The organism is Micromonospora sp. NPDC049900, assembly GCF_044461025.1.
Taxonomy (GTDB): Bacteria; Actinomycetota; Actinomycetes; order Mycobacteriales; family Micromonosporaceae; genus Micromonospora.
Map to the genome: position 1 here is coordinate 53,695 of NZ_JBITKM010000002.1, position 11,987 is coordinate 65,681.

12 protein-coding genes are annotated in these 11,987 nt (G+C 75.6%); 2 read left to right on the forward strand and 10 right to left on the reverse strand.

Going from position 1 to position 11,987, the window contains the following annotated elements:
- Positions 1–132 precede the first annotated feature (132 nt).
- Together ACIBMZ_RS04790 and ACIBMZ_RS04795 are read right to left on the reverse strand one after the other, a co-directional pair.
- Positions 133–897 (reverse strand): ABC transporter permease, encoded by a 765-nt coding sequence (locus tag ACIBMZ_RS04790; protein ID WP_396691123.1) that lies wholly within the window; start codon positions 895–897, stop codon positions 133–135.
- Complete coding sequence (locus ACIBMZ_RS04795; protein ID WP_396691125.1) at positions 890–1,855, reverse strand: ATP-binding cassette domain-containing protein; 966 nt, start codon at positions 1,853–1,855, stop codon at positions 890–892. Before ACIBMZ_RS04795 ends, ACIBMZ_RS04790 begins: the two co-directional genes overlap by 8 nt.
- A 96-nt stretch (positions 1,856–1,951) precedes the next feature.
- Here ACIBMZ_RS04795 and ACIBMZ_RS04800 point away from each other — a divergent pair, with 96 nt between their 5' ends.
- Positions 1,952–2,710, forward strand: coding sequence for a TetR/AcrR family transcriptional regulator (locus ACIBMZ_RS04800; protein ID WP_396691127.1), 759 nt, complete (start codon positions 1,952–1,954; stop codon positions 2,708–2,710).
- 4 nt (positions 2,711–2,714) lie between these two features.
- Here the strand turns inward: ACIBMZ_RS04800 and ACIBMZ_RS04805 are convergent, their stop codons facing one another.
- The 8 genes from ACIBMZ_RS04805 to ACIBMZ_RS04840 are packed head-to-tail and all read right to left on the reverse strand — an operon-like array spanning position 2,715 to position 11,279.
- Entirely contained in the window at positions 2,715–3,698 is a 984-nt protein-coding gene (locus ACIBMZ_RS04805) for a DNA topoisomerase IB (RefSeq protein ID WP_396691128.1), read from the reverse strand.
- Entirely contained in the window at positions 3,682–4,629 is a 948-nt protein-coding gene (locus ACIBMZ_RS04810) for a glycosyltransferase family 9 protein (RefSeq protein WP_396691130.1), read from the reverse strand. Before ACIBMZ_RS04810 ends, ACIBMZ_RS04805 begins: the two co-directional genes overlap by 17 nt.
- On the reverse strand, positions 4,626–5,321 hold the full coding sequence (locus ACIBMZ_RS04815) for an SDR family oxidoreductase (RefSeq protein WP_396691132.1): 696 nt from the start codon (positions 5,319–5,321) through the stop codon (positions 4,626–4,628). The genes ACIBMZ_RS04810 and ACIBMZ_RS04815 overlap by 4 nt, the downstream gene beginning before the upstream one ends.
- Positions 5,318–6,754, reverse strand: coding sequence for a PfkB family carbohydrate kinase (locus tag ACIBMZ_RS04820; RefSeq protein WP_396691134.1), 1,437 nt, complete (start codon positions 6,752–6,754; stop codon positions 5,318–5,320). The genes ACIBMZ_RS04815 and ACIBMZ_RS04820 overlap by 4 nt, the downstream gene beginning before the upstream one ends.
- 10 nt (positions 6,755–6,764) lie before the next feature.
- Positions 6,765–7,463 (reverse strand): SIS domain-containing protein, encoded by a 699-nt coding sequence (locus ACIBMZ_RS04825; protein WP_396691867.1) that lies wholly within the window; start codon positions 7,461–7,463, stop codon positions 6,765–6,767.
- Positions 7,460–8,674 carry a glycosyltransferase gene (locus ACIBMZ_RS04830; protein ID WP_396691136.1) on the reverse strand — a complete coding sequence of 405 codons (1,215 nt, stop codon included), beginning with the start codon at positions 8,672–8,674 and terminating at the stop codon, positions 7,460–7,462. The genes ACIBMZ_RS04825 and ACIBMZ_RS04830 overlap by 4 nt, the downstream gene beginning before the upstream one ends.
- Positions 8,665–9,636, reverse strand: coding sequence for a glycosyltransferase (locus ACIBMZ_RS04835; RefSeq protein WP_396691138.1), 972 nt, complete (start codon positions 9,634–9,636; stop codon positions 8,665–8,667). The genes ACIBMZ_RS04830 and ACIBMZ_RS04835 overlap by 10 nt, the downstream gene beginning before the upstream one ends.
- Positions 9,633–11,279: an HAD-IIIA family hydrolase gene (locus ACIBMZ_RS04840; RefSeq protein ID WP_396691868.1), complete on the reverse strand. Its 1,647-nt coding sequence runs from the start codon at positions 11,277–11,279 to the stop codon at positions 9,633–9,635. The genes ACIBMZ_RS04835 and ACIBMZ_RS04840 overlap by 4 nt, the downstream gene beginning before the upstream one ends.
- A 216-nt stretch (positions 11,280–11,495) precedes the next feature.
- On the opposite strand from ACIBMZ_RS04840, the gene ACIBMZ_RS04845 reads away from it, so the two are divergent.
- Positions 11,496–11,942 (forward strand): SRPBCC family protein, encoded by a 447-nt coding sequence (locus ACIBMZ_RS04845; protein ID WP_396691140.1) that lies wholly within the window; start codon positions 11,496–11,498, stop codon positions 11,940–11,942.
- Positions 11,943–11,987 lie beyond the last annotated feature (45 nt).

Consider the following 11,987-nt stretch of genomic DNA (forward strand, 5'->3'; position numbering starts at 1 on the left):
GTCCGCCCCCCCCCCCCCGCGCCCCCGGGCGCCGCCGCCCGGCCGCCCCCCGCGGGCGCGCCCCGCCGGCGGGGCGGGGGGGGGGGGCCCCGCGCCCCCCCCCCCCCCCCCCCCTGCTCTCTCTCGTGCGGATCAGGCGATCCGGCGGCGGAACAGCACCGATGAGAGCAGCACCGCGACCGCCAGCATGCCCAGGCACCAAGCCGCCGCGCGGGCCGGCGCCGCGCCGACCGGCAGGTCGAGCAGCAACCCGCGCAGCGACTCGATGACCGGCGTGACGGGCTGGTGTTCGGCGAAGCCGCGCAGCCAGCGGGGCAGCGTCTCGACCGGCACGAAGGCGCTGCTCGGGTAGGGCAGGAACATCACCAGGAAGGTGTACCCGCCGGCTGTCTCGGGCGTACGGGCCAGCAGCCCGAACGCCGCCGACAGCCAGGACACCGCCAGCAGGAACAGCAGCAGCACCCCGGCGGCGGCCAGCCAGCGCAGCGGTTCCACGGCGGGCCGGAACCCGATGACGACGGCGACGGCCAGCACCAGCACGGTGGAGACCGTGTTGCGCGCGATGCTGGCCGCCACGTGACCGCCGATGATCGAGGTCGCGCCGACGTCCATGGTGCGCAGTCGCTCGATCATGCCGTTGGTCATGTCCGTGGTGACGCTCACCGCCGTGCCCGCCGCGCCGAAGCCGGCGCAGAGCAGCAGCACGCCGGGCACCACGTAGGTCACGTACGTCGAGCCGGTGTCGATCGCCCCGCCGAAGAGGTAGACGAAGACCAGCAGCAGCATCACCGGCAGCAGCAGCGAGGTGAGCAACGCGTCGACGTTGCGGCGCGACAGCCGGACGCAGCGGCCGATCATCACCGCCGTCTGCGATCCGCGTACGGCCAGCTCAGACATGGGTCACCTGCCGTCGGGTGGGCGCCGGAGTGCCGGTGAGGGTGAGGAAGACGTCGTCGAGGGTCGCCTCGCGGACGGTGAACCGGACCACCCCGTGACGGTCCGGATCGATCTCGTCGAGCAGGGCACGCACCTGCGGCGCACTTCCGTCGGTGGCCACCGACAGGGCGAGCCGGTCCGGGTCCCGGTCGGTGACCCGGTCGCCCAGCAGTGCGACCGCCTGCCGCAGGCCGCCCTCCTCGCGCCAGGTCAGCTCCAGCCGGTGCGCGCCGAAGCGGCGCTTGAGGTCGTCGGCGGTGCCCTCGGCGGCGATCGCGCCCCGGTGCAGCACGGTGATCCGGTCGGCCAGTCGGTCGGCCTCCTCCAGGTACTGCGTGGTGAGCAGCACGGTCACCCCGGTGCGGGCCAGTTCGCCGACGACCTCCCAGAGCCCCTGCCGGCTGCGCACGTCCAGGCCGGTGGTGGGCTCGTCCAGGAACACCACGGACGGCTGCCCGACCAGGCTGGCGGCGAGGTCCAGGCGGCGGCGCATGCCCCCGGAGTAGGTGATCGCCCACCGCCCGCCCGCGTCGGTCAGCGCGAAGCGTTCCAGCAGATCGGTGGCGCGCTTGCGGGCCGCCGGCCCGGACAGCCCGGCGAGCCGGGCCAGCATGGTCAGGTTCTCCAGGCCGGTCTGGGTGTCGTCCAGGGCGGCGTGCTGGCCGGCGAGGCTGATCGTCCGCCGGACCCGTCGTCGGTCACGCACCACGTCGTGGCCGGCGACCCGGGCGCTGCCCCCGTCGGGCCGGGTCAGCGTGGCCAGGATCCGCACCGTGGTGGTCTTGCCGGCCCCGTTCTGGCCGAGCAGCGCGTGTACGCCGCCGGCCTCTACCCGCATGGTCAGCCCGTCGAGGACGACGAGGTCGCCGAAGGACTTCCTCAGCTCGACCAGCTCGACCGCGGGTGGTCCGTTCGCCATGGTCACTCTCCGCTTTCTGCGTATGTCGTACGCTTAACTGCGTAGACGATACGCAGAAGTTACGATGAGGGTCAAGCCCGGCCGGTGGAGGTACATGTGAGCGACGGTCCCGACGTCGAACTGCCCGAGAACATCGCGCTCGCCTGGGGGCTGCGCGACCGTCCGAGCCGAGGCCCGAAGCGCGGCCTCAGCCTGGAACAGGTGGTGGCCGCCGGGATCCAGGTCGCCCAGTCCGAGGGGCTCGGCGCGGTGTCGATGAGCCGCGTCGCCGGTGAGCTGGGCGCGGCGACGATGTCGCTCTACCGGTACGTGCCGACCAAGCACGACCTGCTCGACCTGATGGTCGACACCGCGTACGGGCCGCCCCCGCCACCGCGCGCCCCGGACGAGGGCTGGCGCCCCGCGCTGACCCGCTGGGCCGAGGGGAACCTGACCGCGCTGCGCCGCCAGCCGTGGATCAGGCACGTGCCGATCAGCGGCCCGCCGATCAACCCCAACCAGGTCCGCTGGCTGGAGTACGGCCTGGCGGCCCTGGCCGGTACCGGCCTGCGCGGCACCGAACGCGTCTCCACCGTCATGCTGGTCAGCGGGTACGCCCGGAGCTGGGCCACCACCACCGCCGACCTGACCGAGGCGGCGGTCCGCAGCGGACAGACCCCCGACCAGGTGGGCCTGCACTACTGGCGGCACCTGGCCCGGCTCACCGCCGACGGGCCCTACCCGGCGATCCACGAGTTGATCGCCGAGGGCGACGAAGAGGACGACTTCGTCGACGCGGAGTGGCGCTTCGGGCTCGGCCGGGTGCTCGACGGCGTCGAGGTGATGATCCAGACGCGCACGACGGACGGCCGGTGACCGCTCAGGACCGGTCCAGCAGGTCGAGCACGGCACGCTCGGCCTGTTCCCGGTCGCTGTCCCGGCCGACCGGCACCACCACGCCGTCGTGGAACAGGTCGACCACCCGAGGGTCCACGTAGGAGGTCCGGGCCACCGTCGGGGTGTTGCCGAGCAGCTCCGCCACCTCGCGCATCACGCCGGCCACCGCCCGCCGACGTGCGGTGACCGACCTCGGCTGTCCGAGCACGGCCAGCTCGGTGGCCGCCCGGACGGTGGCGTGCCAGGTGCGGAAGTCCTTCGCCGTCATCTCGCCGCCGCTGGCGTCCCGCAGGTAGTCGTTGACCTCGTCGGCCCGTACGTCCCGCCACTGCCGGCCGTCCCAGTAGCCGAACAGCCGGTCCGCCGCCCGTCGACGGCGACGCAGGTGGGTCAGCACCCGGCACAGCTCCGGATCGGAGACCAGGCGGACCTGCTCGATGCCGCCCTTGGCCGGGAACTCGAAGACCACACAGCCCTGGCGGGACCGGGCGTGTTCGGGGCGCAGGGTGGCGACGCCGAAGGTCGGCTCGTCCCCGGCCGCGTACTGGTCGCTGCCGACCCGGAAGGTGCCCATGTCGAGCAGCCGGGTCACGGTCGCCAGCACCCGCTCGCGACGCAGCCCCCGCCCGGTCAGGTCCTGGCCGACCCGTTCCCGCAGCACCGGCAGCCGGCGGGCCACCTCCAGCACGTGGTCGAACTTGGCCTCGTCCTGCCGCTGCCGCCACAGCGGGTGGTAGAGGTACTGCTTGCGGCCTGCGGCGTCGATCCCGGTGGCCTGGATGTGGCCGTTCGGATGCGGAGCGATCCACACCTGCCGCCAGGCCGGCGGGATGACCAGGGCCCGCAGCCGGGACAGCTCGTCCGGGTCACGCACCGGCTCGCCGCGCGGGTCGAGGAACGACCAGCCCGGACCGCGTCGCCGGCGGCCGTATCCCGGCCGACCCGGATCACTACGCCGCAACCGCACGGTCCGCCCGCACCACCCGTTCCACCTCCTCGACGGCGGCCAGCACCGCGTCGACCCCGACGGCGGTGACCGCCGGGTGACCGCCTACCCCGTCCGAGGTCGGGCATGCGCCGCCCCAGAGCACCCGGTGTCGTCGTCGTTCCGGCGGCGGGCCCCACCGGGCGGGCGGGACCGGCCCGAAGATCACCACCGACGGGGTGCGGTAACCGGTGGCCAGGTGCGCCACGCCGGTGTCCCCGCTGACCACCAGCCGGGCCCCGGCGACCAGCGCGGCGAGCTGCCCGAGGTCGGTCCGCCCGGCCAGCACCGCATCGCCGGGCAGCCCGGCCTCGTCCGCGACCCGAGCCGCGGTGGCCCGCTCCCCCGTACCGCCGGTCAGCACCACCCGGTGCCCCGCGTCGGTCAGCTCGCGGGCCAGCGCGGCGTACCGACCGGGCGGCCAGCGCTTGGCCGGCACCTTGGAGCCGGGATGCAGCACCGTCACGCCGGTCGGCACGGTCCCCGGCGACGGCCGCCGCAGGTCCAGGTCGGTCGGGTCGGCCGCGATCCCGTACCAGCGCAGCAGCCGGCACCAGCGCGCCACCTCGTGCTCCGCGTCGTCCCACCCGGGCCCGTCGGCGTGCGCCGCCCGCGCGTCGGCGAAGGCGAACAATCGGTCCGGGCCGGTGCCGACGAGCAGCCGGTGCGAGCGCGGTCCCCGGCCGTGCAGGTTCACCGCCACCTCCACCGGCCCGCCGGGCGCCCCCAGCCGGTCCAGCCCGTCGGTGGGCAGCAGCCGGTCCACGCCGCCGACCAGCTCGACCAGCGGGCCGAGCCAGTCCGGCGCGGCGAGCACCAGTTCCCGGTCCGGGTACGCCGCCCGCAACGCCCGCAGTGCCGGGACCGCCGTGGCGAGATCACCGACACCGAGGGCGCGCAGCACCAGGATCACGGGTACGAGGTCTCCTGCTCGGCGCAGACCACCATCTCGCGTACCGCGCAGCCGGCCGGTTGGGAGAGCGCGAACATCACCGCGGCGGCGGTATGCGCCGGGTCGTTGAGGATCGCGTCCGGCCCCGGACGGTACTGCGCGTCGCGGTCGTCGAAGAAGGCGGTCCGCATGCCGCCCGGCACCAGCAGCGTCACGTTCACCGCCCCGGCCAGCTCGGCGGCGAGCGCGCGGGTGAAGCCGACCACGCCGAACTTCGCCGCGCAGTACGCCGTGGCGTCGCTGACCGCCTTGACCCCGAGCGTGGACGCCACCGTGACGATGCTGCCCCGGGCGGCCTCCAGGAAGGGCAGCGCGGCCCGGATCACGGCGGCGGTGGCCAGCAGGTCCACCGTGACGATCCGGTCCCAGGTCTCGCCGGGCACGTCGGCCAGGCGGCCGGGCACGTCCACACCGGCGGCGGTCACCACCGCGTCGAGACCGCCCTCGCGCTCGGCGAGCTGCCGGGTGGCGGCCTCCGCCGCGCGGGTGTCGGCCAGGTCGCACTCGACCCAGGCCACCCCGTCGCCGGGTGCCTGCCGGTCCAGCACCAGCGGTCGCCCGCCGGAGCGGGCGACCGCGGCCACCACCGCCGCGCCCAACCCGCTGGACCCGCCGGTGACCAGCACGGTGCGTCCGGTGCCGGGCGCGCTCATCGGGACACCCCCACGCCGGTACGCGCCGCCGTCGCGGCGATCAGGCCGGTGGTGGACCGGCCGTCCAGGTACGGCACCACCACCGTGTGACCGCCCCAGCGGCGCAGTATCTCGGCCTCGGGCAGACAGTCGCCGTCCCCGCCGCCGGTGGCGTAGTCCCCGCCCTTGACCCAGATGTCCGGGCGCAGCCAGGACAGTGCCGCCGCCGGAGTCGACTCGTCGAAGATCATCACCGCGTCCACGCAGCTCAGCGCCGCCAGCAGGCGGCTGCGGTCGTCCTGCCGCACGACCGGGCGGTCCGGGCCCTTGAGCCCGCTGACGCTGGCGTCGGAGTTGAGGCACACCACCAGGCAGTCGCCGAGTTGCCGAGCCGCCTGGAGGGTCGCCACGTGACCGGCGTGCAGCAGGTCGAAACAGCCTCCGGTCGCCACGACCGTGCCCCCGGCGGCACGGACCCGGGCCACCGCGGCGGCGGCTGCCGCCACCCCGACCCGGTCGCCGCCCACCGCGGTGTGCACCGCCTGCGGGGCCCGCCGCACCGCCGTCGGCAGCGCGGTCGCCACTCCCCCGTCCGCCACGTACGCCGACGCCTCGGTCACCGCCTCCTGCACCGCCTCGGAGAGCAGCGCGCCCCGGCCCAGGGCCAGTCCGGCGGCGACCGCGAACCGGTCCCCCGCACCGCAGGTGTCGCCCTCGGCGGCCACCGGCGTCGGCACCACCAGCGGGGTCGACCCGGCGTGGCTGAGCAACGCGCCGTCGGCGCCCAACGTCACCGCCACCGCACCGGCCCGCCAGCGTTGCCGCAGGCGCTCCGCGCCGTCGGCGGCGGTGGCCAGCCGGGTGGCGGCGGCGGGTGCCTCGACCAGCTCCTGCACCTCCGACTCGTTCGGCGTGACCAGGTGCACCCCGGGCACCGCCGCCGGTCCGCGCGGGTGCGGGTCCCAGACCACCGGGGCCCGGGTCGCCGCCAGGGCCGCCCGCAGCGCCGGCTGCCGCGCCACCCCCCGGCCGTAGTCGCTGACCAGCACCACCGACGCCCGCTCGATGACCCGCAGCACCGCCTCGGCGGGTTCGCCCGGCGTCTGAGCGCCGCCGCCCCGGTCGTGGCGCAGCAGCACCCGCCCACCGGCCCGCAGCCGGATCTTCTCCGGGGTGGACCCGGCCAGCCGCAACGGGTACACCTGCACCCCGGCGGCGGCCAGCAGCACCCCCAGCCGGGCCCCACCGGCGTCGTCGGCCAGCGCGGTGACCAGCACCACCTCGGCGCCCTGCGCGGCGGCGAAGACGGCGGCGAGTCCGGCCCCGCCGGGCCGGTCGACGTGCGCGGTCTCGTCCAGCACCGGGACCGGCGAGTCCGGACAGAGCCGGTTCACCACGCCCTCCACGTCCCGGTCGAGCAGGGTGTCGCCGACCACCACCACGGGTCCCCTCACGCTTGCCTCCTCACGCCTCGACCGGTCGGCCGGCCCCACCGTCCAGCACCACCTCGACCCCGGCGCGGACCGGACCGGCCGCCGGTGCCTCCGACGCCGCCGGCACCACCGGCTCCACGTACGCCACCGCCGGTCGCTCGGCCATCGCCCGCTCCACGTACTCGCAGAGCAGGTGACTGGAGACCAGGTGCAGTTCCTGCACGACCTGCGAGTCCGGGCAGTCCACCGCGAGCGCCTCGTGGACGGCGTCGGCCAGCGGATTCGGTGCCGGGCCGGTGAACGCCCAGCACCGCAGCCCGGCCTGGCGACCCGCCCGCGCGGCGGCCAGCAGGTTCGTGCTGCCACCGCTGGTGGAGAGCAGCAACAGGACGTCGTCGGGGCGGCCGTGCGCGCGGACCTGCCGGGCGAAGACCTCCTCGTAGCCGTAGTCGTTGCCGATCGCGGTCAACGCCGAGGTCTCGGCGTGCAGGGCGATGGCGGACAGCGGCTGCCGGTCCTCGCGCAGCTTGCCGACCAGCTCGGCGGTGAGGTGCTGCGCCTCGGCGGCGCTGCCACCGTTGCCGGCCACCAGCAACCGGCCCCCGGCGGTCAGGTGCTGTGCCAGGACGACCCCCCACCGGGCCAGCAACGGCTCGCACCGCCGGTACGGCGCCAACGCGGCGGCCAGGTGCGCCAGGTGCGTCTCCAGCGGGTTGCGCCCCGGCATCAGGCCACCACCCGGGTCGGCCGGTGCACGGCGGCCACCTCGGCGTACAGATCGGCGAGACGTTCCGCGGTGACCGTCCACGAGTAGTGCTGCCGGGCCCGCGCCCGGGCCGCGCCCGCGTACGCGAACCGGCGGATGCGGTCGTCGAGCAACCCGGCCAGCGCCTCGCCCAACGCCCTCGGGTCACGCGCCGGCACCAGGTCCCCGGTCACCCCGTCGACCACGGTGTCCCGCAACCCGCCCACGGCGGTCGCCACCACCGGGACCCCACACGCCATCGCCTCCAGCGGGGTCAGGCCGAACGGCTCGTACCAGGGGGCGGCGACCAGGATGTCCGCCGACCGGTACCAGCGGCCCATCTCCTCGCGCGGCACCGCGCCGACCAGCCGCACCCGATCGGCCACCCCGCAGCTCCGGGCCAACGCGCGCAGCCGCCGGGCGTACGGGTCGGTCTCCAGCAGCCCGGCGGGCGGGCCGCCCACCACCACGCACTCGGCATCCGGCACGTGCGCCATCGCGCGGACCACGGTCTGGAAGCCCTTGCGTTCCACCAGCCGTCCGACGGTGAGGATGCGGGCCCGTCCCGGCTCCCGTTCGGCGGCCGGGCCCAGCGGGGCGAACGTGCCCAGGTTCACCCCGGACGGCACGACCGTCATCGCCGAGCGGGGCACCCCCATCCGGACCAGCTCGCCGACCTCGTCGCGGCACTGCGCGATCACCCGGTCCACCGACCGGCCGAGTTGGAGTTCGTAGCCGATCCGCCGGGCCGGGCTGGTGTCCTGGACACCCTGGTGGCGGCGCTTGACCGTGCCGAGCGCGTGGTACGTCTGCACCACCGGCACGCCGACCTGCCGACCGGCCTGCACCGCCGCCAGCCCGCTCATCCAGAAGTGTGCGTGGACCACCTCGGGCGTCCAGTCGCCGCGCCAGCGCTCCACCAGCCAGGCACCGAACGCGCGCATGTGCGGCAGCAGCGCGTCCTTGGCCACCGGCTCGGCCGGCCCGGCGGGTACGTGCACCACGTCGTAGCCGTCCGGGCTGCGCACCATCACCGGCAGGTCCACCGCGTCGCGCCGGGTGTAGACGCGGACGTCGTGCCCGGCCGCGACGAGCGCGGCGGAGAGTTCCGCGACGTGCGTGTTCTGGCCACCGGCGTCCTCCCCGCCCAGGATGGCGAGCGGGCTGGCGTGCTCCGAGATCATCGCTATCCGCATACTTCCTCCTCCAGCAGCCGGTCCCAGTCGGCGAGGAAACGGTCGAGGCCGTAGCGTTCCCGGGCGGCGGCCCGCGCCGCCTGCCCCGCCAGCCGGGCCCGCTGGGGCTCGGCGACGAACCGGTCGGCGGCCTCCAGCAGCTCGTCGACGCGGGTGTCCAGCGCACCGGCGTCCGGCGGCACGGCCATCACCGCCTCGGTGCTGGCCAGCGCCACCACCGGCATGCCGATGCTCATCGCCTCGATCAGGCTCAGCCCGAGCGAGGTCCACCGGCACAGGTGCAGGTACGCCCGGCGGCGCGCCAGCTCGGCGTGCATCCGGTGCTGCGGTACGTCGTCGTGGCTGGTGAGGCGGTCGGCGGGCAGGCCGAGGTGGTCGGCGAGCCCGGCCACCTTCATGCCGAAGACGTCCAGCGGGGCGATCTCGGCGAACCGGGGCAGCAGGTCGGTGCCGGTGACCCGCCAGCGGCGTACCGGCTCGTTGATCACCACGGCCAGCCGGTCCAGTTCGCCGGTGTACTCGACGGCCGGTGGCACGATGCCGTGGTCGACCACGGTGGTCCGGGTCGTGCCGGTGTCCCAGAACAGCTCGTTGAAGGCGGTCACGTGGGCGACGAGCAGGTCGTCGCGGTCGGCCATCGGGTGGCGGCTGTGCGGCACGTCCCCGTCCTTCGGGGTGTTGTGCTCGACGTAGATCGCCGGCACGTCCCGGCCGGGCCGACGGCCCAGCCACCGCTCGGCCAGCTCCAGCTCCTCCGGGCGTTGCAGGAGGACCACGTCGACGTCGCTGTCGCGCAACTGCTCCGGGCTCACCTCGGCGGCGCTCTCCGGCCAGGTGTACGTGCGAGCCCGGCCCAGCCCGTACGGCCCCCGGTCCGGGGTGGCCGGCACCAGGTAGCGGTGTTTGCCGTGCACGAACGACGTGGTCCACGAGCCGTGCACGTGCCAGAGCAGGATGTTCATCGGCCGCCTCCCGCCGCCGCACGGGACACCACCGGGCGGGTGGGCACCGGGTCCGGCGGTACGCCCAGCAGCCGGAGCGCGTCGACGACCGCGCCCGGGGAGATTTCGCTGAGGCACGGGTGACCGGGCACCGGGCAGCGCGCGGCGCGGCTGTCACGGCATCCGGCGGTCGCGTCGCCGAGTCGTACCGTCGGCACCCGCCAGGGGCCCCACTGCCCGAACGGCACGGTGGGGGCGAACAGGCTCACCACCGGCACCCCGGAGGCGGCGGCCAGGTGCGCCGGGCCGGTGTTGCCGACCACCAGCGCGCCGGCACCGGCCACCACGGCGGCCAGCTCGGCGAGCCCGGTCCGGCCGCCGAGGTCGCGGGCGTACCGGCCGGCGACCCGGGCGGTCAGCTCGCGTTCCTGCGGGCCGCCGGTGACCACCACCCGGTGACCGGCGGCGGCCAGCTCCCGGGCGATCCGCTCGGCCAGCTCCGGCGGGCAGCCGCGCGCCGGCGCGTCCGAGCCCGGGTGCAGCACCACGTATCCCGGCTCGCCGGCCTCCGGCGGCGGGGCGGGCACCGGACGCAACCGCAGGCGCGGCTCGTCGTGGGCGGGCAGCGCATACCCGGCGGCGGCGGCCAGCGACAACGCGCGTTCGGCCTCCGGCACACCGGCCGGTACCCGGTGCCGGACGTCCAGCAGGCTCCCCGGGTAGTCGTCGCTGATCGCCGCGATCCGCCGCACCCCGGCCATCCGCAGCAGCAGGGCCAGCGGCAACGGCGACTGGTGGAACGAGGTGAAGACGACCGCCTCGTCGGCGGCGACGGCCGCCAGCCGGGCGGTCAGGGCGGCCATCTCGGCGGGGTCGACGGGTCCGGGTTCGGGATCGATCCACGGCAGCCGGTGCTCCACGATCTCGTCGACGCCGGGCAGCAGTTCGGCGGCGGCCCGGCCGCGCGGGCCGCAGAGCAGCACCACCCGGTCGGCACCGGCGGCCACCGCCCGGACGCCGGGGCCGGTGACCAGCACGTCGCCGACCGAGTCGGCGCGCACCACCAGCACCGTCCGTCGCGGTCCGGTCGCGGGTGTCGGTGCCGGGCGCAGTGCCTGTCGGCGGCGCAGGATCTCGTCCACCGCCGACGGCAGGTCGGCGGCGAGCCAGCCGGCGGCGGCGATCTCCTCGGCCCGGGTGACCGGTGTGGGCACGAGGATGCCCGCCGCACCGGCGGCCAGCGCGGCGGTGACGTCCCGGCCGATGTCGCCGATCAGCACGCAGCGCGCGGGTACGGTGCCGAGCGCCCGGGCGGCGGCCTGCACCAGCCCGGGTGCGGGTTTGCGGCAGGCACAGCCGTCCCCGTCGTCGTGCGGGCACACCTGCCACGAGTCGAAGGGGCCGAGCAGGTCCTCGACCCTACGGTGCACCCGGCGCAGGTCCGCCTCGGTGAACAGGCCCCGGGCCAGCCCGGACTGGTTGGTGACCACGGCGAGCCGCAGACCGGCCGCGCGCAACCGGTCCAGCGCGGCCCGCGCGCCGGGCATCGGCCGTACCTTGTCCGGGTCGCCGTTGTACGGCACGTCCTCGACCAGGGTGCCGTCCCGGTCCAGCAGAACCGCGTCGAACAGGGCGGGACCGGCCCGGTCGACGCCGGTCAGCACCCCGGCTGACCTGCGCTGATCCGGCTCCCCACGGTCCTGTCGCACGGGCGGCGGGTTCCCTGCGCCCCGAGGAGTAAACGTCGATCGGGGCGTGGTCGACGGGTACCGGCCCACCGACCGACGCACCGCCGCTCGCGGGTGGCCTTACCCACGGCCCCCGAGAAGCTAACCCGTGCTGCCGTTAGCCGGGCCGCCCACCTGGGTACGGCCCTGTGCGTGGCGATCGTGGAGCGGGTCATCGAGGCACCGGTACGGCAGGTCTGGGCGGTGCTGGCCGACGGGTGGACGTACAGCGACTGGGTGGTCGGCACCGCGCACATGCGCAACGTCGACGACGACTGGCCCCGGGTGGGGACCCGGCTGCACCACCGGGCCGGCCCCTGGCCCCTCTCCCTGGAGGACTCCTCCCAGGTGCTGGAGTGCGAGCCGGAACGCAAGCTGGTGCTGCGGGTGAAGCTCTGGCCGGCCGGCGAGGGCGTGGTGGTCTTCACGCTGGAACCGGTCGGGCCGACCAGCACCCGGGTCCTGCTCGGCGAGGACTTCGCCGCCGGCCCGCTGCGGTGGCTGCGCACCAAGATCAATGACTTGGTGCTGCACCAACGCAACAAGGAGACGCTGAGTCGGCTCGCGGACATCGCCCGCCGCCAGAAGGCACCGGACTGACCTGGGCAGGGGGAGCCGATTCCCCCTGGAACGGACAAGTGGCTA

Excerpts from the sequence above, each read along its gene's own strand:
- ACIBMZ_RS04790 (WP_396691123.1), bottom strand. The coding sequence starts at position 897 with ATGTCTGAGCTGGCCGTACGCGGATCGCAGACGGCGGTGATGATCGGC.
- ACIBMZ_RS04795 (WP_396691125.1), bottom strand. The coding sequence starts at position 1,855 with ATGGCGAACGGACCACCCGCGGTCGAGCTGGTCGAGCTGAGGAAGTCC.
- ACIBMZ_RS04815 (WP_396691132.1), bottom strand. The coding sequence starts at position 5,321 with ATGAGCGCGCCCGGCACCGGACGCACCGTGCTGGTCACCGGCGGGTCC.
- ACIBMZ_RS04830 (WP_396691136.1), bottom strand. The coding sequence starts at position 8,674 with ATGCGGATAGCGATGATCTCGGAGCACGCCAGCCCGCTCGCCATCCTG.
- ACIBMZ_RS04835 (WP_396691138.1), bottom strand. The coding sequence starts at position 9,636 with ATGAACATCCTGCTCTGGCACGTGCACGGCTCGTGGACCACGTCGTTC.